The organism is Streptococcus sp. cx1, from assembly GCF_052384325.1.
GTDB lineage: Bacteria > Bacillota > Bacilli > Lactobacillales > Streptococcaceae > Streptococcus > Streptococcus salivarius_G.
Window position 1 is genome coordinate 731,955 of record NZ_JBQSUN010000001.1, and the last position, 23,641, is coordinate 755,595.

The following is a 23,641-nucleotide window of genomic DNA, read 5'->3' on the forward strand; positions in this document are numbered from 1 at the left end:
CAAGTTTTTGAAATATCTTTTTTTGCGAGCAGAGCGAGCAATTAACCGAGACTTTCCGCCGTGTTAAAAGCGCCTGAAACTAAAAGGTTTCAGGCGCTCGGAATTTTTGAGACGTTAGGTAGGCTCAAAAATTAGTCATGGAACTTTGTAAAAGTTCGCTGACGTCCGCCAACACCTAAGGAAAGTCTTACAGAAAATTTTATTTTTAAAATAAAACAATTATTATCACTAACAAGAAAGGAAGTACATCATGTCTTTTGACGGCTTTTTTCTTCATCATATGACGGCTGAGTTGCGTGAGCAAGTGCTCTACGGGCGTATCCAGAAGGTTAATCAGCCTTTTGAGCGTGAGTTGGTCCTAACCATTCGTAACAATCGTCAGAATTACAAGCTTCTGCTTTCGGCTCACCCTGTTTTTGGGCGTATTCAGACGACCAAGGCTGACTTGCCAAATCCGCAGAATCCAAACACCTATACCATGATTATGAGGAAATACCTTCAGGGAGCGGTTATCGAGGATATCCAGCAACTGGAAAACGACCGTGTTCTTGAAATTTCTGTCTCTAACAAAAACGAAATCGGTGACAGCGTTAAGGTTACTCTTGTTATGGAAATCATGGGGAAACATTCCAACATTATCCTGATTGACAAGAACGAGAGCAAAATCATTGAGTCTATCAAGCATGTTGGTTTCTCACAAAATAGTTACCGTACTATTCTGCCTGGGTCAACTTATATCGCCCCACCGAAGACCGACGCCAAGAATCCTTTTGATATTCCAGACGAAAAACTCTTTGAAATCCTACAGACTGAGGATTTGTCAGCTAGAAACCTTCAAAAACATTTCCAAGGTTTGGGACGTGACACGGCCAATGAATTATCAGCCTTACTTGAGACTGATAAGCTCAAGAATTTCCGAGCCTTCTTCAATCGTGAAGTAGAGCCAAACTTAACGGCTAAGGCATTTTCAGCTGTAAGATTCTCAGATAGTCAGGACCAACCTGAGTTTGAAACCTTGTCAGCCCTATTGGACTACTACTACTTGGACAAGGCCGCGCGTGATCGTGTGGCACAACAAGCTAGTGATTTGATCCACCGGGTGCAAAATGAGCTGGAAAAAAACAAGAAAAAACTTGTTAAACAGGAAAAAGAGCTTGCAGCGACTGAGAATGCCGAGGAGTTCCGTCAAAAAGGTGAACTTTTGACAACCTACCTTAGCATGGTGCCAAACGACAAGGATAGTGTCGAGCTAGACAACTACTACACTGGTGAAAAGATTACAATTCCACTAAATGTAGCTCTAACACCTAACCAAAATGCTCAGCGTTACTTCAAGAAATACCAGAAACTCAAGGAAGCTGTTAAGCACTTGACTGGTTTGATTGAGGAAACCAAGCAAACTATTGATTATTTGGAAAGTGTTGAATTCAGTCTTTCTCAAGCCAACATGGATGAAATCGAAGATATTCGTGAGGAGCTTGTTCAGGCTGGCTTTATGAAGCGTCGTTCAACTGACAAGCGCCACAAGCGTAAGAAACCTGAACAGTATCTAGCTTCTGATGGTAAGACCATTATCATGGTTGGTCGTAACAACCTGCAAAATGAGGAGTTGACCTTCAAGATGGCTAAAAAAGGTGAGCTCTGGTTCCACGCCAAGGATATCCCAGGAAGTCACGTAGTTATCAAGGACAATCTTAACCCAACTGACGAGGTCAAGACCGATGCGGCTGAATTGGCAGCCTACTATTCTAAGGCTCGTCTATCAAACTTGGTTCAAGTGGATATGATTGATGTTAAGAAACTCAACAAACCAACGGCAGGTAAACCTGGATTCGTAACTTATACGGGACAAAAGACCTTACGTGTCACACCGACTGAAGAAAAAATTGATAGTATGCGGATGAAGTAATCTGCTTTATAAAATCAAACTCTCTTGTTTTAGAAACGAGAGAGTTTTTCTATGTCTTCATTAGAGCAATTTCTTTCGTTGATGAATGGGATTTTCTTCTGGTTTTCATTACATTTTTCCGACGACTGTGCTAAACTATAAGGGTAATTACCTATATTAAAGGAGACTTTCAGCATGAAGGCTCTTATGTCATATACGAGTTCTTTTTTAGAATGGTTAGGGCGCTATGTGGGGCTCTTAGTCTTTGGGCTATTATTTGTGACTGCTTTGTTCATTCGCACAACCATGATGACGGGATACTTTGAGTGGGCAGAGATTAGTAGCGTTCCTTGGTATGTTTATGTTTCAGGTGGGGCCATTCTGCTTTTGACCCTTCTCTGGCCCAAGATCTTAAAGGAACTGACAACAAAGCAGATTTTCATCTTTTTTTCCGTTTGCTTTGTGAGTTTTGGCCTACTGTTGATTTTTCTGACCAGTTTTGCTGGTCGAGACGATGCAGGTACTGTCTTTAAGGGGGCGGTTCAGTTTAATGCTGGTGACTTCTCCCTAATAAAACCAGGAGCCTACTTCTTCCGCTATCCGCATCAGTTGGGGTTGCTCAGTTTTGAACGCTTGGTTCTCTATCTGATTCCATTACCAGTTATCTCTGTTTTCTATGTATTGAATCTTGGCATGGTCATTGGTATGAACTATGCTACTTGGAAAATCACGGATGAATTGTTTACGAGGCCTTTAGTTAGTCGTTTGGCTGTCATCATGAGCTTTGGTTTCTTGCCCTTAGTCTTTAACATTATGTTTGCCTATGGGCTTATGTATGGCTTGTTCTTTTCTAGTTTTGCCATTCTTTTCTTTCTACGTTACTTAAGACGTGGTAAGGCTAGGAATGCGATTCTTTCGGTGGTCATGCTATCTTTGGCCTACTGGGTAAGGAGCAATAACATCATTCTCATTATTGCGCTATCTGGTATTCTAATACTCTTGACTCTGAGAGAAAAACGGTATCGCTATTTGCTTTTAGTCTTAGCTTTCTTTGCCTTTCCTATGAGTTTGCATAAGGCGACGACCAGTTACTATGAGATTACCACTCATCAAAAAATTCCTGGAACGCCTCAGATTGCTTGGCTGGCTATGGGCTTACAGGACAAACCCGATTCTAAACGCATGCCAGGATGGTATACCGGCTATGTCCGTGACATTTACGCCAAAAAAAAAGGCAATATCGAAAAGATTGAAAAAAGTGCCAATCACCTTTTTGATAAGCGTGTTCAATATCTCCTAGCACATCCCGATGAAGCCAGTTGGTTTTTCAGCACCAAGTTTATCAGTTCTTGGACAGAGGGAAGCTTCCAGTCCATCTGGAATGGCCCAAGTAAAGACAAGTTTCAGCCTTTGTGGAATAGGTTTGCGACTTCCATCTATCACGACGGGACCTTGCATCTCTTTTTCGTAACCTATATGCAAGGCTATCTCCTAGTCCTATATCTTGGTGGTGTGTTCTACTACGCTTTCACTTATAAACGAATGGGAGATGGAGCAACACTAGGCCTCTATGCCTTCCTCTATCTCTTTGGTGGCATCCTCTTTCACCTCATTTCAGAGACTAAAAGTCAGTACACTTTACCTTATATTTACTTACAAATTCCAATGATTGCGGCGGGCTACAACCATATGACACAAATACTTAGCCGCTATCTAAAAAATAGTCGAAAGTCATCCTAGGATGGCTTTTTAACTATAAATATTCTCGAAATATGATAAAATATCAGTGCTTTATTAGATAATGATAAGAAAAGTGATATAATGAAAAACTAATGTATAGCTTCATTGTTATATCATTATTTTATTAGTGAGTGGTCACATGACAAGTAATATGAGCAATGATAATAACTTTTGTAACCTTGTAAGCGATAGCTGCAGCAAATATGTCATTCACCTTCGCAGTTATAATATATGTATAGTTCAACATTTTTATAATGATTACAAGTGTTTACATTAGAAACGAGGAATATAATGATAAAAGTCGACAATCTTTCTAAGCGTTTTGGGAATCAAGTTGCTTTGGATAATATTTCGTTTGAGATTAAGGAAGGAGAAATCTTTGGTTTTTTAGGTCCTTCTGGAGCTGGTAAAACGACGACTATAAATATTTTGACGGGGCAGTTATCACAGGATAGCGGAAAAGCTTATATTTTAAATAAAGAGTCCAATCAGTTACTTCCTTCGGATTTTTTAAATATTGGTATAATGAGTGATACTGTTGGATTCTATGGAAAGATGACAGTTTATAAGAACTTGCAATTCTTTGCTAAGTATCACAATGTGAGTTTAGATGAACTTGATGTTTTGTTGAAGGAACTGGAATTATTTGAAGATAAAGATAAGAAGGCAGAAAAACTATCAACTGGTATGAAACAGCGTATGCTTCTTATTCGGTCAATTTTGCATCATCCTAAAATTCTTTTTTTAGATGAACCTACATCGGGGTTGGACCCTGCTTTATCAAATAAAGTACATGATATTCTGTTGAATTTAAAAAATGAGGGAACAACAATATTTTTAACAACTCATGATATGAGTGAAGCTACTAAGATTTGTGACCGTATATCATTATTGAATTCAGGTCATATATTAGAATATGGTTCTCCTCAAGAAATCATAGATAAATATAGTCAGCAAGATAAGGCTATTATTCGTTTTAAAAATGGAGATTCGATAATGGTATCTCAAGTAGAGGCGGCTAAATATTTAGGTGGTTCTGATGTAGCTAGTGTGCATACTTTAGAAAATACGCTTGAGGATATTTTTATAAAGATTTCGGAGGATTCAAAAAATGCATAGATTGATGGCACTTTTATGGTTGCGTTGGGAATACTTAATCAGTAATAAAGTTTTGTTGTTTGTATGTGTAGTTACACCGTTTGTTGATTTTGCTATTTTACAAGCTATCCCTATGATTCATGGCGAAATGTATTTTTTAAACATGGGACTTAGTTTGATTTATAGTATGACAGCTGGCACCTTTACTTCAATGATGATTTCTGAAGAAAAAGAGAAGAAGAATTTAAGAACATTGATATTGAGTGGTGTTACAAAGTATAATTATATAATTTCTGTCATTTCATTTCCTTTTATTTTTTCTGTTTTATCGGCTTTGTTTATGCCTGTAATATTTGGAATAGCTATTCCAAGTTGGCTAACGTATTTTGTTGTAGTAGTATTGACCACGTTAGCATTTATTCTGTTGAATTTATCAATAGGATTGTTTTCTAAGACTCAAACTCACACAACATTATTTAGTATGATTGTCTTGATTATTGCTACTTTTTTACCTATGCTTTCATCTGATATGAGCAATAAAATTATGAGCTACATCACGAGATTTTCTTTTATAGGAGCTAACACAGAATATTTTATAAAACTTGAAAAATTTCAAATATTTGAGTCAAGTGTGTTTGCTTTAATTTGTTGGGTAGTTATACTTATCTTTATTTCAAATTTTGCATTTAAATGGAATGCCCGTGAGCATTGATTTATATCATTTCTTTCGAAAGTCATCCTAGGATGGCTTTTTGTCATTGTTTCACAATTACAATCTTGTTATAATAGTTCTATGAAAAATTCGTCAGTTGATCTTTTACGAGGCCCTATTTTGCGGTCTCTTTTAATCTTTGCCCTACCAATTCTGATATCCAATATTTTCCAGCAACTCTATAATACTGCGGATGTCATGATTGTAGGACGCTTTCTAGGTCCAGATGCCTTGGCTGCTGTAGGAGCTTCTTCTGCTATTTTTGATTTGGTTATCGGATTTGCCTTAGGTGTTGGAAATGGTATGGGGGTTGTTATCGCACGTTATTATGGTGCGCAAGACTATAGGAAACTTCGTCAGTCTGTGGCGGCCACAGTTGTCATCGGTCTGGGCCTAAGTGCCTTGGTTATGATTCTAGGACATTTCGGACTCTATCCTTTACTAAGATTTTTAGGAACACCTGCTTCTATCATTGGGCAGTCCTACCAGTATATTTCTATGATTGTCTCCTGTGTTGGGGTTACTTTGGGTTATAATCTGTGTGCAGGTCTCCTCAGAGCGGTTGGTGATAGTCTGACAGCCCTCTATTTTCTGATATTTTCAGCTCTGGTCAATATCGTTTTAGACCTTTTCTTTATTACTCAACTCCATCTTGGTGTTCAATCAGCAGGTTTAGCAACTATTATTTCTCAAGGGATTTCCGCAATTCTCTGTCTTTACTATATTAAGAAAAAAGTGACCTTCCTTCTACCAAGCAAGTCAGATTTTGTTCTTGATTCAAGTCTTTATTTGGACCTTTTTGGACAAGGAATGGCCATGGGACTCATGAATTCCATTGTTTCTATTGGGACTGTAACCTTACAGTATGCCATTAACGGCTTTGGTCCTCTCATCATTAGCGCTCAAGTGGCGGCAAGACGGATTATGTCCTTTGCTGTTCTCCCTTTGACTTCACTTGCTGCCGGGGTGACGACCTTCACCTCTCAGAACTTCGGTGCCAAACAGTTTAAGCGCATAGTAGCTGGGTTAAAGCAAACTTGTCTTGTATCTATAACTTGGTCTGTCATTGCTTGTGTCCTCCTCTATGTAGCAAGCCCCTTCTTAGCTGGTCTTATCTCTGGTTCAGATGATGCTGTGATTATTGACAATGCCAGCCGCTACCTCCGAATCAGTTCTCTCTTCTATCCTATTTTGGGGATGCTCTTTAGTTTTAGAAATTGCCTACAAGGTCTAGGTAAGAAACTGACGCCTTTAACCTCTAGTTTCATTGAGCTTTTTGGAAAAATTCTCTTTGTTCTTTTGGTTATTCCTTCTATGGGCTACCTTGGCGTTATCCTATGCGAGCCCTTGATTTGGATTCCCATGACCATTCAGCTCTATTTTGCCTTGAGGAAACATATTCGACGCTTGTTTATCAGTTAGACTACTTTTGAACATAGAAAAAACGACCATCAAGGTCGTTTTTAGTTTAATTTAATCCCCATTCATCAGATATCTGTTTCATTATGGCCTCTTGGGAGACAATCCCAAAGCCTAGCATGTAGGTTGAGTAATCAGCATAAATTACCTTGTTATTTTGAACTGCCTTTAAGCTACTCCAGACAGGGTTATTTTTAAGTTTGTTATCTAGGAGTTCTTGAGAATCTGCTTGAACAATCAGGAGGTCCGGATTAATGTCTTTTAGTTTATCTGGATCGATAACTTGGAACATATCATCTGGATTGAAGGTTTCAGCACGATTGAAATGATAAGTATCATACAGATAACCAAAATGCCCATAAGCGTAATAACGGATGTCATTGTCTGTCACGCGCAGGTACATGAGTTTTTGATTGCCAAACTTAGCTTTGACATTCTCTGCGAAAACAGCCTCCCTAGCATCCACTCTATCCAGGTCCTTCTTCATCTCATCACGTTTGTCGAAGATTTCTGCTACCTTTAATGAGGTTTCGTGATAGTCCCAGTTTTCATCAGTGTTGATCTGGTAGCCAACAGTTGGTGCAATTTCAGACAGCTCCTCGTAGAGGTCTTCCTGCTCGCCTGTCATAAGGATTAAATCTGGTTTTAACTCAGCAATCTTATCCAAATCTGGATTTCCCTGCCAACCAACTGAAACCACTTTTGCATCCTTGTATTGTTTCTTAAAGAGGGTTGAAAATTCTTGACTATCAGCTCGACCAGTTGTCGCACCTACAGGAGTGATATCGAGAGGATCCAAGATTTCACCATAGAGGTTGTCGAGGATAACGATACGTTTAGGAGCTTTTTTCAACTCTGTCGTACCAAAATCATGGACAATCGTTTTCTCCTTAAAAGTCTGACTTGTTTTATTTGACTCTGCATTATGTCCAGACGTCATGTCTGGCAAGTAATACAGTAAAAGACCAGAAATGATGGCCAAAATGGCTAGTAAATAAAGAAGATTTATTTTTTTCATGGCAACTCCTCGATAAAATCGGATTAAATCGTTACTTTAAAGTTATCTTAAAACTTCTTTAATGTCAATCTATGACTAAGATTTTTTGGAAGGAATTGAGTGTTTTTGATTCCTAAGATGTATTAATGGAAAAACAGATTCGTTTTCGTAAGCAATCGCTTATCTTGTCTTCTGTAGCTCTTGCTACTATCTTTGCAGGGACTGCTGTATCAGCCGATGAAACAGCAACAACAACGCCAGCAACTCCTGTTACGACGACTGAGGCAGCAACTCAATCAACAACAGCTCAAACACCTATTGCCAAAGCAACTGAAGAGATTAAAGCTAAGGCCAATACGCCAGTAATCCCAGTAGAAAATGCAAAAGTGGGAGATGTTGTAGGCGTCGATGTTAATGCTACAGAGCCAACAGTAACAGCAAAAGAAAGCACTGATGGAACTGAGGCTATCGCAACAGCATCTGCGACAGCAACCGTTAAAACAACAACGCTTGCTGACAAGAATACACCTGTTGGTAAGTCAGAGCCTGTCAAATCAAGCGAGACAGCAACATCAACTGAAGAAACAGATGAATATGTGGCAACAACGACTAAAACTGTCAATAATTCGACTGTTGTCGAAGTTGTTAAAGAGGATGATGTGGTGAATCGCCAAGAAGTCAAAGGAACTACTGACATCGTCTTTATTGTCGATAAATCTGGTTCAATGGATAGCCACATCACTGACGTAGCTAATAACATTGAAAAATTAGTGCGGGATTTGGAATCTAAAAATGTGCAAGCACGTCTTGGTTTGGTTGACTATGAATCAAGCAAAAACACAACTTACCATGATTTCGGAGGTTCTAAATTCACCACGGATACGAACGCTTTTATTGGTAAATTAAAAGCCATTCGTACTACTGGTTCAGACGAGGAAGCAACAACAGCATTATCACATATCGCAACTTCACCTGATTATACTTGGGGAACTGGTAAGAACAATCGTCGCTTCGCCTTATTGGTCACTGACGAAGATATAGACCTTACTCTCAAAACACCAACTAAAGATGCTACATTAAAAGCCCTTCAAAATGCTGGGATTTCTTTGACCGTAGTTGGTAAGAAATATGATGAAAAAGACTTTGACCCATTGGTAAAAGGAACGAATGGTCTTTACCTCGATATCGATAAAGATTTCGCTGATCTTTTGAACAAGCAATTCTCAAACCACGTTATTGAAACTGTTCAAGAAGGACGTGTTTATCGTATTCAAACAGATACTTACGAAGTGATTGCTACGACTCACTTGGTTACTAAAGCAACTAGCCAGCCTGAAACGGCGCAACTAGCAACTCCAACTGTACCAGGAAATGTATACTACGTTGAGGGTACGGTCTACGAGGCACCAACGCCATTGCAACCAACACATAAAGAACTCCCAGAAACAGGTTCTAGCCAATCTGCTGCTCTAGTTTCACTTGGTCCTATCAGTGCGGCCCTCGGCCTAGGCATGGCAGTCAAACCAAAACGTAACTAACTCTTCGTTTGAGTTAAACACTTAATTATTACACCCCGTGATTTACACCCCAAAAGCTTAATTTTGGGGTGTTTTTGGATTGGTATGTGACACGTATACCATAAAAACTATACTTTTCATACCATCCATATGGCCAGTTCTATTTATCTTCACTATGATATAATAGTTAGTAACATTGGAGGGAAATTATGTTAGATCAGCTTTCATTTAAAGGACAATGGCGACAGTATCAACAACGTGTTCTTGATAAATCAGAAAGTTTTATGGATGATGGAAAGATTCACTTGGTCGCTGCTCCTGGCTCTGGAAAAACGACCTTAGGAATTGAATTCATACGGCGTTTTGGTAATCCAACTTTAATTCTAGTTCCGACAGTTACTATCCGCCAACAATGGGTGGACCGGATCAAACAAGCTTTTTTAAGTGATGCTAACCAAGCAGAACAACTCATTTCACAAGACTTAAAGAGGCCTAAAATGATTACGGTTGCGACTTATCAGGCATTACATAGTGCCATGAACCAAGTCGTTGGTTATGGTCTTATCGAAGACACAGATGATACAGCTCAACAAGAGCATTTTAATTTTCAAGATTTTGATATCCGAAAAACATTTGAGGATAAAGATTTAGGGACTCTTTGTTTGGATGAGTGCCATCATTTAAGAAATGAATGGTGGAAGAGTTTAGAGATTTTTCGTAAATCCTTTCCTAAAATTAAGATGATTTCCTTGACAGCGACCCCTCCATACGAAGGAGAACCTGCTCTTTGGGAGCGTTACATCAGCATGTGTGGTGAGATTGATGAAGAAATTACAGTGCCTGAACTGGTTAAGGAAGGGACGCTCTGTCCTCACCAGGACTATGTCTACTTCGCCTTTCCAACTATGGAAGAACGAACACAATTAGATCAGTTTGAAAAGCAGAAACTTAACTTTCTAACTAAACTGTCTACAGATATAAACTTCTCAAACACCATTCAGTCTAGTCCGGCACTAAGTAACCAAATTAGCGATGATGAGCTATTGGCTAATCCTAAATATCTTTCTGCTATTCTGATTTTTTTACGGTCTAAAGAATTACCTTTTCCTCAACGTTTTCAAGAACTTCTCGCTGCAAAAGCCTTGCCAACTTTTACGCTTGAGTGGTTTGAAACCTTGCTTAATGGCATTATTTTTCAGGTTCCAAATTGGTTTGGATTTACTGAGGAGGCCTTTAACCAACTGAAAAGTGATCTGAAAGCAAATGGTCTTATCGAAAGAAATCAAGTTAAACTTATCCGGAATAAGAAACAAGATGTCCTGCTCAATCAATCATTGGGAAAACTCAATGCCGTTAGAGATATTTTTAAGGCAGAATACCAGTCTCTAGGAAATAATCTTCGTCAACTTGTTTTGACAGACTTTATACGTAAGGATTTTCAAGTTCATTTAGGTGATAAAAATGCTCAATTTACCCAACTAGGTGTCCTCTCTTACTTTGAATCTATTCGTAGAGAAATGATTGAACAGTCTTGGACGGTGCCTGTGGCTGTATTGACAGGAAGTTTAGTGGTTATTCCAACTTCAGCTAAAGAACATCTAGAGCGACTCATTCCTAATTCTCGTTTATCCTATGATGTTATTGGACAGTTGAGCCAAGAGGACTATCTTAAGGTAAGTATTTCTGGTTCCTATCATGATTTGGTTACAGCCCTTACTCAACTTTTCCAAGATGGGTATATCCAAGTGATTATTGGGACAAAGTCTTTATTGGGCGAAGGTTGGGATGCACCTTGTGTTAACTCCCTTATATTAGCCAGTTTTGTTGGAAGCTTTATGCTAAGTAATCAGATGCGAGGCCGCGCTATCCGTGTCTGGCCAGACAATCCTAATAAAACGAGTAATATCTGGCATTTGGTTTCTATTAATTTATCACCAAAGAAATGGTTTGAAATTCAAAATGCCGAAGAAAAATATGACGAGACATTAGAACTACAGTTGTATGCACTTAGTCCTGACTTAGAGTTGTTAGATAGACGTATGACACAGTTTTTAGGTCTTCATTATCAAGAGCCCACTATCGAATCTGGCATTGATCGCCTTGACCTCAATCAAATAACTTTTAGCCGAAAGGGTCTAGAAAAACTTAATCAAAAAGCCATTACACTTTCTCAAAAACGTGAGGAACTTAAAGACCGTTGGCAAGAAGCTCTCCCGTTATACGAAGAAATGGAAGTGGTCACCCAAGTTGAGGTCGACAAACAATTTCTACCTTTGGCATACCTTAATGATTGGATGAAGGCCTTACTTATTTCCCAAGCCCTTGCTGTCACTTATTTTATTATTGATCTGGGAAGATATCTGATTGTTGGGAAGCCATTTGCCCAAAGTCTACCGATACTCCTACTTGCACTGCTAGTAATGGCTGTCTTTTGGGGAAGATATTTTATCTATAAGAGTCCCTATAAACGTTTGGAAATTTTTGGTAAAGCTATCCACCAAGCCCTTCTTGATTCAGATCAGATTGAGACTAAAGAGTCTGCTCCTAGAGTGGTAAAAGATAGTAAACAGGCGATTTATAACGCTATCTATCTCAAGGGTGCTAGCATGAGGGAGAAAGAAATCTTTGCTCAGGCTTTGACTGAGTTTTTCGCTCCTATCGAAAATCAACGCTATATCTTAAAGTCTTGTCACAAGGTGAAAGATCAAACCGAATTTTTTGCCGTTCCAAGTATGTTTGAAAAGCGTAAGGCAGATGCAGAGTCTTTCCTCCGACACATCCAAAAAAGTGTCGGAAAATATAACCTCATTTATACGCGAAGTGTTCAAGGTCGTCCTATTCTTCTGGAAGCTCGTATCAAAGCACTTGGAAATAAGCAAGAACGTACCGTTACACATAAAAAAGTTATGTCAACTTTAGAATGATAAATAGACCTAACCACTTAAACCGTTTTTATCATGATATAATAAACCAAGGACACTATATTGGAGAATTCTATGACACTCACACACATTTTTTTCGACCTTGATGGGACTCTCGTTGATAGTTCTGAGGGAATCCACAATGGTTTTGTTCAAACCTTTGAAAGACTAGGCCTCCCCGTTCCTAGTGATCAGAAAATTCGTACCTTTATGGGACCACCTCTCGAAGTAACCTTTAAAGAAGAGATTAGTGAAGAAGGTGCTGACCAAGCTGTCAAAATTTATCGTGACTATTATGAGACTAAAGGGCAATTGGAGGCTCAGCTCTATGATGGCATAAAAGAAATCCTTCAACAACTTAGTCAAGCTTCTAGCAAGAGAATCTTTATTACAACTTCAAAAAATGAACCTATCGCTCTGGAGATGTGCCAACACCTTGGAATTACTGAATATTTTGATGGCATTTATGGATCTACTCCTAGTGCCTTTCATAAGGCTGATGTCTTGCAGCGTGCCATTACTGAAAATCAAGCACCTAAAGACCAGTCGGTCATTGTTGGTGATACCAAGTTCGACTTGATTGGTGGAAAAACGGTTGGCATCAAAACAATAGCGGTGACCTGGGGATTTGGGAAAAACGAAACCCTTTTGGCAGAAAATCCTGATTTTATAGCTGATACCACCCAAGAACTTTGTGATATTTTGAAATAATAATTTAAATCTAAAAAGAGCACGATTATATAGTCATGCTCTTTTTCTATTGAATTAGGATTACATCTGGACAATGATATCCAGACAAAGCTCTAAAGCCTTATCAAAAGCCTCTGAACCCCAATCTCGTTGATTGTAATTCTCTATATCTGCAAGGGAATCTGCAGTAAAGAGAAGTAAGCCCCAAATAGCTCCACGAAATTGAGCAACTGCTGCTAGTGCGGCACATTCCATCTCTACAACACTACAGCCCTCTTCAATACGATAGGAAATCTTGTCCGATGTCTCCCTATAAAAGCCATCTGTCGACCAGGTCATGACCTCTTCATAGGGGATTTTCTTTTGCTTTAAAGTTTTCTCAATGGCTACAAGAGCTTTTTCATTCATGTCTATATAGCGAGATGGCGCAACATAGTGGTAACTTGCACCTTCATCTCGCAAAGCTCTCGTCGGAATCAAAAAAACATTCTCTGGCATGTCTACCAAGACGCCACAAGTTCCAGTTGATATGATTTGCTTTACGCCATAACCAATTAGCCAATCAAGAAATTGTGCAGCTGCAGCTGATCCAACTGGAGCTTGAGCTAAGCAAATCTCCTCCCCGTTGTAAGTCATGACATAAACAGGATAGGTTTTGGTTGCAGAGACAAATTCACCAACTTTTTCAGCGCCAACAGAAGTCGCATAGCGATCGACTTCTTCCTCTAAAAAGCCGTAAACACACCTAGGCGGCAAGTCCAAACCTAAATCCTCATGGGTCGGCATAATCACAGCCTGAGGATTGTCATCAAACTCTAAAATTGGGATTTCATGTTTATGTATCATACTCTCTCCTAATATGCTAATAACAGATTATTTCAACAAATCTTTCAACCAAGAATCAAGGCAATCCATAAATCGTTGGACAGCTGGGGAAGTTTTTTCTTTTTTAGGAAGAGCAATTCCCAGTGAAACAAAATGTTTCGGACTAAGAGGAACTTGCACCACTTCTTCTTTCCAGTCTCTTGCAATCATAGCTTGGTTGAAGCTGACTCCTAGACCAGCCTTGACCATCTGATAGGTCGTAAAGCCGTCCTTGGTTGTGAATCGTGTCTGCAGATTAAGGCCTTCTTGCTTGATTAAGCGGTCCTGGTCTGTATCTTGACCAGGTAAGGTATGGATAAAATCTTCTGTTTCCAGATCCTTAATCTTGTAAGTCTTTTGTTTGGCTTTGGGATGATTCTTAGGCAACCAAGCCACCAAGGGGTCTCGATACAATTCTTTCCAGCTGTACTCCCCACTATCCTGAGGCTCAGCGCACAGACAAATATCGACAGATTTTTCGGCTAGCCACTTGGCAATCTCCTTATTGCCACCTTCTAACAGAGTAATTTGAATCAATGGATAGGTTTCGGAAAAAGTCTTTAGGAGGCTAGGCATCCACATGGAGGACACGCTAAAGTAGCAACCAATTGTGATGGAACCTCTGACTACCCCTTTAATTTCCTCACTGACTTGGGTAGCTACTTGATTGACATCAACAATCTCCCTGAAATAGGGAATCATCAACTTGCCATTTTCCGTTAAGCGAACACCCTTTTTGTTGCGTATGAAAATCGGGAATTCTAATTCTTCCTCTAAACTTGAAATCATTCTCGTAATCCCTGACTGGGTATAGTTCAGCTGTTCTGCTGCTGCTGAAAAAGAACCGGTCTCACTAGCTACTAAAACAGCCTGACATTTACTGGCATCCATAAACTGCTCCTCTCTATCCATTACATTATATCATAGATGCGATGAGTTTTTGCCGTTTGTGTTATATCAATAAGTATTTTAAACTAATATCATCAACAAAGAAAGAGAAACATTCAAATGAAGACACAACTGAATTTTGCCAATGACTATTTACAAGGAGCACACCCTAACATTCTCAAACGTATGATGGAAACCAACCAAGTGGAAATGACAGGTTACGGGACAGATCCGATTACCAAGAGTGCCATTGAACAGATTCGAGAGGCCTGTGACTGTCTCCAAGCAGAAGTTCGCTTTCTTATGGGCGGGACCCAATCCAATCAAATCATGATCGATAGCCTCCTTCAATCTTATCAAGGAGTGATCGCAGCGAAAACTGGGCATGTCAGTGTGCACGAGGCTGGGGCCATCGAGTTTGGCAGCCACAAGGTTCTAGAACTCGATACAGCAGACGGTAAATTGACCGCCCAACAAATTAAAGAAACTATTGAAGATTATTGGGCAGATGGCAATCACGAACACATGGTCATGCCAGGCATGGTCTACATCTCACAACCGACTGAGCTTGGAACACTTTATTCAAGAGAAGAATTGGAAGCTATTGCTCAAGTCTGCAGAAAGCACGATGTTAAGCTTTTTGTCGATGGAGCACGTCTAGCCTATACTCTGGCTTGTCCTGAAAATGATGTGACTCTAGCTGACCTCGCCCAGCTCTGTGATGCTTTTTACATCGGTGGCACCAAGTGCGGGGCCATGTTTGGAGAGGCGGTGGTCATTCCTAATCCTCGTCTCCTTCCTCATATGACCACCATCATCAAGCAACATGGCGCTCTCTTAGCCAAAGGCAGACTGTTAGGCATCCAATTTGACGAATTGTTCAAAAACCATCTATATAACACTATCGGCCATGATGCGATTACTTATGCTAATCAGATCCGTCAAGCTTGTAAAAGAGCAGGACTTCCTCTCTATTTTGAAAATCCGACCAACCAGATCTTTTGTTTGGTGACAAAAGAGCAGATGGAAAAACTCTCTGAGAAAGTGGTCTACTCCTTCTGGGAAAAGTATGATGACGAACTGACTGTCATTCGCTTTGCGACCTCATGGTCCACTCAAAAGGAAGATGTGGAGGCACTGTGTCAGGTGATTGAAGGATTATAATTAAAATTATAAATCCAACAAAAAAAGACATGAATCTGCTTTAGATAGAAACATGTCTTTTTGTATGCTACTTTAAGAAATATGATTGCAGTCAGGTTTTATTTCCACAAACCACCTAAAATCTGTTTTTCCAACAAATTTAAGTCTTCTTCTCTTATGTCACCATTGTCGCTAACGATATAGAGTTGGGCAAAGTAGGCCAATAAGGGACCTATACAAATACGAACCATTTGAGGAACCGTGATTTCAGGATTCACTCGTGAATCTGCTATCAATTCCTTATGGAGTACTAATAATTTATCCTGAAGAGTATTCCAAATATAAAGTTGTTCTTTTCTCAGTTTCTTATTTGAAAAAATTTCCTGAAGAATAATTTTCATCAAAGCGCGATTCGTTTTGAGATAGGCCATACGATTTTGGACCAGATAATGCACCTTTTCTTCAGTCGTTTCTAAGGCTAAAAGTTCTTCAAAAAAACGACCGAAAAGTCCTGGAACAACAGGGTGCAAAATAGCCGTTAATAAATCTTCTTTGGTCTTGAAATACTTGAAGAGCGTTGCTTGGCTAAGTCCCGCATGTTTGGCAATTTGTAAGGTGGAGGTTCCATTGTAACTCTTAGTAGAAATCAAATCGACCGCCGCCTGCATGATTTTTTTCTTTCCCTTGGGATAGTCTGCACCCTTTAGATAAGCTTCAAACGACTCAAAAACACTCTCACTCATTTTCATCCTCGTATATTTATATTTTATACTTTACGGTAACGACGCAAGCCGACAATATTGAGAACTGTCAAAGCGACAAGGAAGACTAGTAGAACACCAATATTTGGTAAAATATCTCCAAGTCCACGTCCGTAAAGAATAATCTGACTCATCGCATCACCTGAGTAGGTCAAAGGCAAGAATTTCCCTAGAGTTTTTGCCCAGTCTCCCATTGAATCAAGTGGAATGATTCCTGAGAAAAAGAGTTGCGGCATAATCACAAGAGGAATAAATTGCATCATCTGAAATTCTGATTTTGCCAAGGTAGACAAGAGAATTCCGAAGGCTAGTGCCACCAGAGCCAGTACCACATTAACTATTATAACATTTAACAGGCTTCCGACAACTTCAATGTTCAACAACCAGATGGCTGCTAGAACGACTACTCCTGTCTGCAGTATGGCAATAAGGCCGTAAGACAACATATAGCCGTAAACAATTTCCGAACGTTTGACTGGGGTTGCCAACAAACGATCTAGGGTTCCGCTAGTACGTTCTTTCAAGAGTGCCATCCCTGAAATCAAAAAGACAAAGAAGAAAACGACGAACCCAAGCAAAACAGGAATCATTTTAGCAAAGAAGCCGGTGTCCTCGTTACCATATTCATAAGATTCCTTAATTTCAGGAGATTTTACCTTTAGTTGTAATTGTGGAAGGGATTGCTTCACACGTGCTAATAATTGATTGGTGCCTTCACTGGCAATACTGGTGCGTAATATTTGTCGGGTCACCGAAGTTTTAGAGGCATCTGTATTGGCATAGGCTACATGATATTCCCCATCCTTATAAGAGATAACTGCATCTACTTTTTCATCGTTTAAAGCCTCTTTAGCTTGATCCAAGTCTTTGTAGGTTTTGACACTGACATGTTCTAAGTCGTCCATCTTACTTACCAAACTACTTGGCACATCTTGTGTCGCTAACTTGACATTTACAGTTGTACTTGCTGAAAACATGAGGTTCATCAACCACATGATAAAGACTGGTGCTACAAACATTAGGGCCAGTGTCCGTTTGTCACGAAGCAATTCTTTGACGACTTTTTTTGCAATGGCAATTGTTCTCATTTCATTCTCCTTCTGCTTTCAAAAAGACTTCTTCAATACTTGAAACACCATAAGATTCTTTTAGCTTGGATGGTGTATCAAAGGCAATGATTTTTCCACCTAATAGTAGTCCGACCTTATCTGTCAGCTCTGCTTCATCCATGACATGGGTTGTTACCAGAATTCCTACACCATTGTCTCTAAGCGTGATTAATTCCTTCCAGATTTTCTTCCTAAGAGAGGGGTCGATTCCAACTGTCGGTTCGTCCAAAATCAAAAGTTGCGGATTTCCTAAAAGTGCAATCGCCAGAGACAAGCGTCGTTTCATCCCTCCTGAATAACCAGATACCGACTTGTTTAAGTGGGCAGTCAGATCTACTATTTGAGCCACATGAGCTATTTCATCCTTTAAAGCTTTTTTTGAAAGACCTTTTAACTGACCGAAAAATTCCAAATTTTCTTGTCCTGACAAAGCTTCATATAAAGCATCTGACTGGGCCATATAGCCTATATCTCCCAGAATATGACGATTGGGCATGGTCTGGTCTAAGACTAAAGCGTTACCGCTATCTGCCTTTTCCATCCCTAACATGGTTTTAATCATGGTTGATTTACCAGCACCAGAAGGACCGATTAGACCAATGATTTCCCCAGACTGTAATTCAAAACCTACGTGGTTTAACACAAGTTGTTGACCAAAAGATTTTTGTAAATCTTGTAAATGTAGCAATGTTTTCATATGCATCCTCCTTAGTGAGTATTTACTCACTTTCGATTACAAGTGATATTGTAGTGAGTGTTCACTCACTTGTCAAGTGGAAAATTAAATTTTTTTCAGAAAAACAAGAGCTACCTTCGTTATAACAAGACTTTTTACGGACTCCAAGCAGGAATCTTCCTTATTGGACCGGTTCTTTCCCTTCTTTTTTCTGCCTATCCGACCATTGTCATCTCCATCGCAACTGTAATGACCTTAGCAATGGAAGTTCATTTTACGCATTTTTATATGACCCGAACCAAGAAATTTTCAACTCCGAATTGGGATTTGTATTAAAAAAAATTTCTAGTAGACATCCTCTACTAGAATTTTTTCTTAGTCAATGATAATCATAGACTTAATAGACTTGCGTTCATCCATGTCTTTATAAGCCTGATTAATCTCATCCAAGCTGTAGCTATTAGTAAAGACGCGACCTGGATTGATATCGCCATCAAGAACTGCTTTTAACAAAACTTGTTTGTCATAGGTGGTAACTGAAGCTGCTCCACCTGCCACTGAGATATTTTGAGCAAAGGTTGAACCAAGAGCACGGTTATTGTAATGAGGAACACCGAGAAATCCCATGCGGCCTCCATTGTGAAGAACACCAAGAGCTTGATCAACTGCTGCTTCAGTACCCACACATTCAAGAGCAGCATCCGCTCCTCCTCCAAGGATTTCACGGACCTTGGCAATGCCTTCTTCACCACGCTCAGCCACAACAGCTGTCGCACCTGACTCCAAGGCCATCTGTTGACGGTCTTCGTGGCGACTCATGAGGACGATTTGCGATGCACCACGCATCTTAGCTGCAATGACAGCACATTGACCCACGGCACCGTCCCCGATAACGACTACCTTGTCACCCTTTTGCACATTAGCCACACGCGCTGCATGGTAACCAGTCGGCATGACATCAGCAAGAGTCAAAAGTGACTTAAGCATGCCTTCGCTGTAATCTGAAGGTTGACCAGGAATTTTGACAAGTGCCCAATTAGCAAAGTGGAAACGGATATACTCAGCCTGTACGCCACCAGACCAGTTGTTACCTGGGTGATTGTCACAAGAACCATCAAAACCAGCTCGACAAGCATCACACTGACCACAACCGTGTGTGAAAGGTGCAATAACAAAGTCACCAGCTTTTACCGTAGTAACGTCATCGCCAACTTCTTCGACGATTCCGATAGCCTCATGACCACTATTACTATGCCCTTCTTCGATTTCTGGATTACGGTAACTCCAAAGGTCGGAACCACAAACGCAGGTACGGACAATGCGAATAATGGCATCATCCTGAGCCTCAATTTGTGGGCGGTCAATTTCTGCCAGACCAACCTGACCAGCTTTAGTGTAAACTGCAGATTTCATATGTTTACCTCTTTTTCTTTAGTTACTGTTAGTATACACTTTTAATTAAGCTCTGGCTCAAATCAAGCATTCCAAATTATTTTCAAACAAGAGCAATTAATCATATTTTTTCCCATACTTCTTTTCTAGCATTTTCTTAATCAAATAGGGCATTTTGACATTTTCGCGGCCTTTCTTGGCAATTAACTTCTTCACAAAATCTGGCATTTGGATATCATTCCCTTCTTCCAAAATCTGACTCGTGCTTGATGGAGCTTCCAACTCATCAAAGGTCTCCAGCTGAGGTTGATAGTCACTATAGTCACCGTCTATATGAGACTGAATTGTCGAAAGAAGTGCCTTGATTAAACGAGGATCGCTATTTGGCATAGGAGGTCTGTGATAGGCTACACCTAGCTCTTGGCAAAGCTCCTTACATTCCACATCATTGTCAAAAAGAACTTCAATATGCTCACTAATAAAGGCAATCGGAACAAAAATATAGTGGTCAGGATGCTCCCTCTCATTACGAAGGTATTCTAAGACATCCGGCTTAATCCAAGGAATACCAATATCACTCTCACTCTGCCAAGTATTGGTGTACTGCTCCTCTTCAAGCCCTAAAATCCCCGCAATCAAGCGACTATTGTCATAAATCTGATCGATATAAGGGTCACCAAAATCTAGTGCCAAAACTGGGACACTGTGGGCTGAAAAAATCACCTTATAACTGTCGTCTCCAATCTGATCTAAAATCTTTTGGATCTCATCAGCCCAATAGTGGAGTAGGTCAGGTTCTCGGTACCAGTCCTTGATAATTTGGAATTTTATCTGACCACTTTCTAAAAATTTTTCATAACCCATGACAGAATAGTAGGAATAATGGGGCTCTAGAATCAAACACAAACACTCTTCAATTCCGTCATTCTCCATCTCTTTAATCGTATCAGTGATGAAAGGACGGGAAAATTTATTAGCAAAGTAGACCGATGCTTGATCTCCAAGAGCGGAGGCAACCAAGTTCACTTCTTCCTTTGTTATCCTTTGGAGCGGCGTTCCACCAATTCGGACGTAATGGTCATATAAGGTTTGAATTTCATGGGGTTCAGGACGAACTCCACGCCGTATATTCGTGAAAAATTCTGCCACTCCTTCATAGGTAATCTCTTCTGGCGAACCAAAAGTCATCATCAACACAGCTCTTTTACTCATAACTACTCCTTACTATATACTTTTCACTATTTTACCATGAAAAGGCTTACTTTGGTGAGCTTAGTATCAAAAAAACTCCTAGAGATAAACTCTAAGAGTGTAAATAACTATTCTTAATGGTGATGAATATGTCCATGACTTTGATTCACTTCCAACTCTTCGATATTGCGCTTATGGGCTCGGTGGGTTGCCAGGTCTTCATCGACCTCAATGGTGACGTTTTGAAAGCCACAATCTTTGAGCAAGGTACGAATAGACTCTTTACAGACCTCCATGTGGTTGACATGCTCTAGACAAACATGGACAATGGCGTTCTTTTCCAAACCATCCATGGTCCAGAGATTAAGCTGATTGATACTAGCCACATGCTCCAACTGCTCCAAATCACTCTTGACTTGCTGGATATCCACTCCTTCTGGCACAGCATCCAGGAAAATCCTGAGCGTGCTCCAAAAACGTGGAATGGCTTTGGACAGAATAAAGATGGAAATAGCAAGAGATAAGAGTGGATCTAGGATGTACCAGTCGGTAAATCGGAGAACAATGGCCATTAAGATGACAGCCACCCAACCTAAGGTATCTTCAAGAAAATGCAGGCTGAGAATGGATTCGTTCTTGGTTTGCCCTTTGCGAATGACAAGACTCGCTAGCACATTGATGCTGACAGCTATGATTCCAAGCCAGAGGATGCCCTCATCATTGACAGGTTGTGGGTGAAAGAGTTTCGTTATATTTTCCAAAATAACCAGAACGGACCCTGTCATGAGAATCACAGCTGTTACCATAGCCCCTAAAAGGCTAAAGCGCTTGTAGCCCAAGGTATAGTGGCTGTCTTCTTCACGATTGGAAATACTCTCCAGAAAGGCGGAAATCCCAATAGCGATCGCATCTCCCAAATCATGGACGGAATCAGCAAGAACTGCACTGGACCCAAAAATCCCTCCTGCAATAAACTCAACAATGGCATAACTCAAATTCAAGAAAAAAGCTATCCAGACCGCATGTTTTGTACTCATTTTTCCACCTTCCTTTGGTATAATAGTAGTAGAATGATCCCTTTCACTAGTATTATCTCTAACTCTAAAAGGAAAGGATAGAAGCAAACTGTTTAGGCTGTCCGTTACTGAACAGTTTGTTCAAAGTGTCCATATGACAGCACCGGATCGTCGCATAACCAAAACTCGAAAAGCTATCTATCAAGCTTTTTTACAATTACTCAACCAAAAAGACTACGAGGCCATCACGGTTCAAGAAATCATTGACTTAGCCGATGTGGGGCGATCAACCTTTTATAGCCATTACGAAAGTAAGGAATTATTGCTAGATGAACTCTGTCAAAAGCTCTTTCACCATCTCTTTGAGCGTGCTGAACACCTATCCCCACAAGACTATCTGGCCCATATCTTTCAGCATTTCAAGAAAAATCAAGACCATGTGACCAGTCTCTTGCTCTCTAAAAACGATTATTTTATCCGGCAACTGCGAAAAGAGCTGGAACATGATGTCTACCCAATGGTAGCCGACGAACTCATCAAAGCCCATCCAACTCTCCCTTACTCTTACCTCAAACACTTGGTCGTCAGCCATTTCATCGAAACCCTCAGCTGGTGGTTGAAAAAAGGCAAGTCCTACACCGAACAAGAAGTGATTCAGTTTTATTTGGAGATTTTGAAAGTGGGTTCTAACTAAGAACCGACTTCATATCATTCATCATAGAAAGGAAACCCTATGTTCTTCCACATTCTTATCGGCTTTTTTACAGTCTTCTTTGCCCTTGCTTTTGCTCTTCTTCACTTATTGGCTTCTCTTTCTGAAGTTAAAAAAGGGAATCGCACTCTAGGAAATACATTTCTCCTCATCGGAAGTAGCCTTGCGACCTTATCTCTCATCCTCTACTTCTTTTTACCGATTGTCGCTCTAGTCCTTTGGCTGATCGGCTGTGGTTTGATTTGCTACGGGGCCTATTGGAATGGGAAACACAAAGGAAACTTCCACCCAGTCCACCACCTGATTCGGGTGGGCATCGCTCTGGTCCTTACCATCTTGTTAGCCTTGTTATAAGAAAAGCTCAAGTTTTCAGAAAAAACTTGAGCTCTTTTATTATTCTATACATCATCCAAAATGCTATACCTTTTACAGTTTATATCCTTTTTAACTCCCCTATTTTCTATTTTTTAAAAGTGAGGACTGTTTTTTCTTGCTAGGAACGAATCAAAACTGCATTTTTCAAAAAAGCGATTACCTTTCGAATGTGACTAGCATTGGTGCCAAGGCTAGTTGCTAGTGCTTTAGAACGCAATGACTCCTTGCTCTTACTAATCATCATTAGGATATGTAAAGCAAGACTTCCTTACTTCACTTTTTTTAAATGATCAGGCCATGTGACTTGTTGTCAAACTCTAAAATGGGAATCGTGTGTTGCTAAATCATAAATCACCTCTTGTAAATTTGTACTATTGTACCAAAAGCTGACGAAGTATCAAGGCGTTGTCTTTAGCAATCCAGAAAACTTCTCTTCCATGCATATAAGAAATCGTTGCACTGCTGGAGAAATTGGCCTCTACCTTCCATTTCTTTTTCATAATACTATTTTTACTTTTTTATTCATTATACA

21 protein-coding genes and 1 pseudogene are annotated in these 23,641 nt (G+C 39.9%); 11 read left to right on the plus strand and 11 right to left on the minus strand.

Translation table 11 applies throughout. The features are described 5' to 3' along the window. Positions 1-250 precede the first annotated feature (250 nt). The 5 genes from ACT170_RS03405 (at position 251) to ACT170_RS03425 (ending at position 6,860) form a co-directional block, all read left to right on the plus strand. On the plus strand, positions 251-1,909 hold the full coding sequence (locus tag ACT170_RS03405) for an Rqc2 family fibronectin-binding protein (RefSeq protein ID WP_444818029.1): 1,659 nt from the start codon (positions 251-253) through the stop codon (positions 1,907-1,909). A gap of 174 nt (positions 1,910-2,083) precedes the next feature. Next, entirely contained in the window at positions 2,084-3,628 is a 1,545-nt protein-coding gene (locus tag ACT170_RS03410; protein WP_179968861.1) for a hypothetical protein, read from the plus strand. Between the two features lie 291 nt (positions 3,629-3,919). Beyond that, positions 3,920-4,747, plus strand: a complete 828-nt coding sequence (locus ACT170_RS03415; protein WP_410537186.1) for an ABC transporter ATP-binding protein — start codon at positions 3,920-3,922, stop codon at positions 4,745-4,747. Continuing rightward, positions 4,740-5,438 carry an ABC transporter permease gene (locus ACT170_RS03420; protein WP_002891007.1) on the plus strand — a complete coding sequence of 233 codons (699 nt, stop codon included), beginning with the start codon at positions 4,740-4,742 and terminating at the stop codon, positions 5,436-5,438. The genes ACT170_RS03415 and ACT170_RS03420 overlap by 8 nt, the downstream gene beginning before the upstream one ends. Positions 5,439-5,519: 81 nt before the next feature. Continuing rightward, the gene (locus tag ACT170_RS03425; RefSeq protein ID WP_444818030.1) at positions 5,520-6,860 is read left to right on the plus strand and encodes an MATE family efflux transporter; all 1,341 of its coding nucleotides are present in this window, start codon (positions 5,520-5,522) and stop codon (positions 6,858-6,860) included. Between the two features lie 46 nt (positions 6,861-6,906). Here ACT170_RS03425 and ACT170_RS03430 read toward each other — a convergent pair whose 3' ends face one another. Next, positions 6,907-7,875: an ABC transporter substrate-binding protein gene (locus ACT170_RS03430; protein WP_247916071.1), complete on the minus strand. Its 969-nt coding sequence runs from the start codon at positions 7,873-7,875 to the stop codon at positions 6,907-6,909. A 125-nt stretch (positions 7,876-8,000) separates the two neighbouring features. Here ACT170_RS03430 and ACT170_RS03435 point away from each other — a divergent pair, with 125 nt between their 5' ends. The 3 genes from ACT170_RS03435 to ACT170_RS03445 all read left to right on the plus strand — a co-directional run bounded on the left by ACT170_RS03435 (position 8,001) and on the right by ACT170_RS03445 (position 13,003). Then, on the plus strand, positions 8,001-9,392 hold the full coding sequence (locus ACT170_RS03435) for a VWA domain-containing protein (protein WP_444818031.1): 1,392 nt from the start codon (positions 8,001-8,003) through the stop codon (positions 9,390-9,392). A 188-nt stretch (positions 9,393-9,580) separates the two neighbouring features. After that, on the plus strand, positions 9,581-12,295 hold the full coding sequence (locus ACT170_RS03440) for a DEAD/DEAH box helicase family protein (RefSeq protein WP_444818032.1): 2,715 nt from the start codon (positions 9,581-9,583) through the stop codon (positions 12,293-12,295). A 72-nt stretch (positions 12,296-12,367) separates the two neighbouring features. Continuing rightward, a complete protein-coding gene (locus ACT170_RS03445; RefSeq protein WP_270282564.1) occupies positions 12,368-13,003 on the plus strand; it encodes an HAD hydrolase-like protein in 636 nt (211 codons plus the stop codon). Positions 13,004-13,063: 60 nt separating this feature from the next. Here the strand turns inward: ACT170_RS03445 and ACT170_RS03450 are convergent, their stop codons facing one another. Both ACT170_RS03450 and ACT170_RS03455 read right to left on the minus strand, forming a co-directional pair. Then, a complete protein-coding gene (locus ACT170_RS03450; RefSeq protein WP_038676074.1) occupies positions 13,064-13,828 on the minus strand; it encodes a nucleoside phosphorylase in 765 nt (254 codons plus the stop codon). Between the two features lie 27 nt (positions 13,829-13,855). Then, entirely contained in the window at positions 13,856-14,737 is an 882-nt protein-coding gene (locus ACT170_RS03455) for a LysR family transcriptional regulator (RefSeq protein ID WP_070656182.1), read from the minus strand. A 117-nt stretch (positions 14,738-14,854) separates the two neighbouring features. Between ACT170_RS03455 and ACT170_RS03460 the strand changes: the two genes are divergently transcribed. Continuing rightward, the gene (locus ACT170_RS03460) at positions 14,855-15,898 is read left to right on the plus strand and encodes a threonine aldolase family protein (protein ID WP_444818033.1); all 1,044 of its coding nucleotides are present in this window, start codon (positions 14,855-14,857) and stop codon (positions 15,896-15,898) included. Between the two features lie 98 nt (positions 15,899-15,996). Here ACT170_RS03460 and ACT170_RS03465 read toward each other — a convergent pair whose 3' ends face one another. From ACT170_RS03465 to ACT170_RS03490, 6 genes are all read right to left on the minus strand, one after another. Beyond that, positions 15,997-16,620: a TetR/AcrR family transcriptional regulator gene (locus tag ACT170_RS03465; RefSeq protein WP_049483780.1), complete on the minus strand. Its 624-nt coding sequence runs from the start codon at positions 16,618-16,620 to the stop codon at positions 15,997-15,999. 23 nt (positions 16,621-16,643) lie between these two features. Next, positions 16,644-17,726 (minus strand): ABC transporter permease, encoded by a 1,083-nt coding sequence (locus ACT170_RS03470; RefSeq protein WP_080612008.1) that lies wholly within the window; start codon positions 17,724-17,726, stop codon positions 16,644-16,646. A 1-nt stretch (position 17,727) separates the two neighbouring features. Continuing rightward, positions 17,728-18,444 (minus strand): ABC transporter ATP-binding protein, encoded by a 717-nt coding sequence (locus ACT170_RS03475; RefSeq protein WP_444818034.1) that lies wholly within the window; start codon positions 18,442-18,444, stop codon positions 17,728-17,730. A 354-nt stretch (positions 18,445-18,798) separates the two neighbouring features. After that, on the minus strand, positions 18,799-19,836 hold the full coding sequence (locus tag ACT170_RS03480) for a zinc-binding dehydrogenase (RefSeq protein ID WP_444818035.1): 1,038 nt from the start codon (positions 19,834-19,836) through the stop codon (positions 18,799-18,801). A 96-nt stretch (positions 19,837-19,932) separates the two neighbouring features. Then, a complete protein-coding gene (gene hemH / locus ACT170_RS03485; RefSeq protein WP_414381587.1) occupies positions 19,933-21,027 on the minus strand; it encodes a ferrochelatase in 1,095 nt (364 codons plus the stop codon). Positions 21,028-21,140: 113 nt separating this feature from the next. Further along, on the minus strand, positions 21,141-22,043 hold the full coding sequence (locus ACT170_RS03490; RefSeq protein ID WP_041826443.1) for a cation diffusion facilitator family transporter: 903 nt from the start codon (positions 22,041-22,043) through the stop codon (positions 21,141-21,143). Positions 22,044-22,176: 133 nt separating this feature from the next. Between ACT170_RS03490 and ACT170_RS03495 the strand changes: the two genes are divergently transcribed. Together ACT170_RS03495 and ACT170_RS03500 are read left to right on the plus strand one after the other, a co-directional pair. Continuing rightward, on the plus strand, positions 22,177-22,716 hold the full coding sequence (locus tag ACT170_RS03495; RefSeq protein ID WP_444818036.1) for a TetR/AcrR family transcriptional regulator: 540 nt from the start codon (positions 22,177-22,179) through the stop codon (positions 22,714-22,716). A gap of 39 nt (positions 22,717-22,755) precedes the next feature. Further along, the gene (locus ACT170_RS03500; RefSeq protein ID WP_444818037.1) at positions 22,756-23,088 is read left to right on the plus strand and encodes a glucuronide permease; all 333 of its coding nucleotides are present in this window, start codon (positions 22,756-22,758) and stop codon (positions 23,086-23,088) included. A 142-nt stretch (positions 23,089-23,230) separates the two neighbouring features. Here the strand turns inward: ACT170_RS03500 and ACT170_RS03505 are convergent. Together ACT170_RS03505 and ACT170_RS03510 are read right to left on the minus strand one after the other, a co-directional pair. After that, a pseudogene (locus ACT170_RS03505) lies at positions 23,231-23,374 on the minus strand (Rrf2 family transcriptional regulator); the annotation flags it as partial. A gap of 106 nt (positions 23,375-23,480) precedes the next feature. Beyond that, complete coding sequence (locus ACT170_RS03510; protein ID WP_002884994.1) at positions 23,481-23,609, minus strand: hypothetical protein; 129 nt, start codon at positions 23,607-23,609, stop codon at positions 23,481-23,483. Positions 23,610-23,641: the final 32 nt, after the last annotated feature.

Excerpts from the sequence above, each read along its gene's own strand:
- ACT170_RS03405 (WP_444818029.1), top strand. The coding sequence starts at position 251 with ATGTCTTTTGACGGCTTTTTTCTTCATCATATGACGGCTGAGTTGCGT.
- ACT170_RS03410 (WP_179968861.1), top strand. The coding sequence starts at position 2,084 with ATGAAGGCTCTTATGTCATATACGAGTTCTTTTTTAGAATGGTTAGGG.
- ACT170_RS03415 (WP_410537186.1), top strand. The coding sequence starts at position 3,920 with ATGATAAAAGTCGACAATCTTTCTAAGCGTTTTGGGAATCAAGTTGCT.
- ACT170_RS03420 (WP_002891007.1), top strand. The coding sequence starts at position 4,740 with ATGCATAGATTGATGGCACTTTTATGGTTGCGTTGGGAATACTTAATC.
- ACT170_RS03425 (WP_444818030.1), top strand. The coding sequence starts at position 5,520 with ATGAAAAATTCGTCAGTTGATCTTTTACGAGGCCCTATTTTGCGGTCT.
- ACT170_RS03430 (WP_247916071.1), bottom strand. The coding sequence starts at position 7,875 with ATGAAAAAAATAAATCTTCTTTATTTACTAGCCATTTTGGCCATCATT.
- ACT170_RS03435 (WP_444818031.1), top strand. The coding sequence starts at position 8,001 with ATGGAAAAACAGATTCGTTTTCGTAAGCAATCGCTTATCTTGTCTTCT.
- ACT170_RS03440 (WP_444818032.1), top strand. The coding sequence starts at position 9,581 with ATGTTAGATCAGCTTTCATTTAAAGGACAATGGCGACAGTATCAACAA.
- ACT170_RS03445 (WP_270282564.1), top strand. The coding sequence starts at position 12,368 with ATGACACTCACACACATTTTTTTCGACCTTGATGGGACTCTCGTTGAT.
- ACT170_RS03450 (WP_038676074.1), bottom strand. The coding sequence starts at position 13,828 with ATGATACATAAACATGAAATCCCAATTTTAGAGTTTGATGACAATCCT.
- ACT170_RS03455 (WP_070656182.1), bottom strand. The coding sequence starts at position 14,737 with ATGGATGCCAGTAAATGTCAGGCTGTTTTAGTAGCTAGTGAGACCGGT.
- ACT170_RS03460 (WP_444818033.1), top strand. The coding sequence starts at position 14,855 with ATGAAGACACAACTGAATTTTGCCAATGACTATTTACAAGGAGCACAC.
- ACT170_RS03465 (WP_049483780.1), bottom strand. The coding sequence starts at position 16,620 with ATGAGTGAGAGTGTTTTTGAGTCGTTTGAAGCTTATCTAAAGGGTGCA.
- ACT170_RS03470 (WP_080612008.1), bottom strand. The coding sequence starts at position 17,726 with ATGAGAACAATTGCCATTGCAAAAAAAGTCGTCAAAGAATTGCTTCGT.
- ACT170_RS03475 (WP_444818034.1), bottom strand. The coding sequence starts at position 18,444 with ATGAAAACATTGCTACATTTACAAGATTTACAAAAATCTTTTGGTCAA.
- ACT170_RS03480 (WP_444818035.1), bottom strand. The coding sequence starts at position 19,836 with ATGAAATCTGCAGTTTACACTAAAGCTGGTCAGGTTGGTCTGGCAGAA.
- hemH (WP_414381587.1), bottom strand. The coding sequence starts at position 21,027 with ATGAGTAAAAGAGCTGTGTTGATGATGACTTTTGGTTCGCCAGAAGAG.
- ACT170_RS03490 (WP_041826443.1), bottom strand. The coding sequence starts at position 22,043 with ATGAGTACAAAACATGCGGTCTGGATAGCTTTTTTCTTGAATTTGAGT.
- ACT170_RS03495 (WP_444818036.1), top strand. The coding sequence starts at position 22,177 with ATGACAGCACCGGATCGTCGCATAACCAAAACTCGAAAAGCTATCTAT.
- ACT170_RS03500 (WP_444818037.1), top strand. The coding sequence starts at position 22,756 with ATGTTCTTCCACATTCTTATCGGCTTTTTTACAGTCTTCTTTGCCCTT.
- ACT170_RS03510 (WP_002884994.1), bottom strand. The coding sequence starts at position 23,609 with ATGAAAAAGAAATGGAAGGTAGAGGCCAATTTCTCCAGCAGTGCAACG.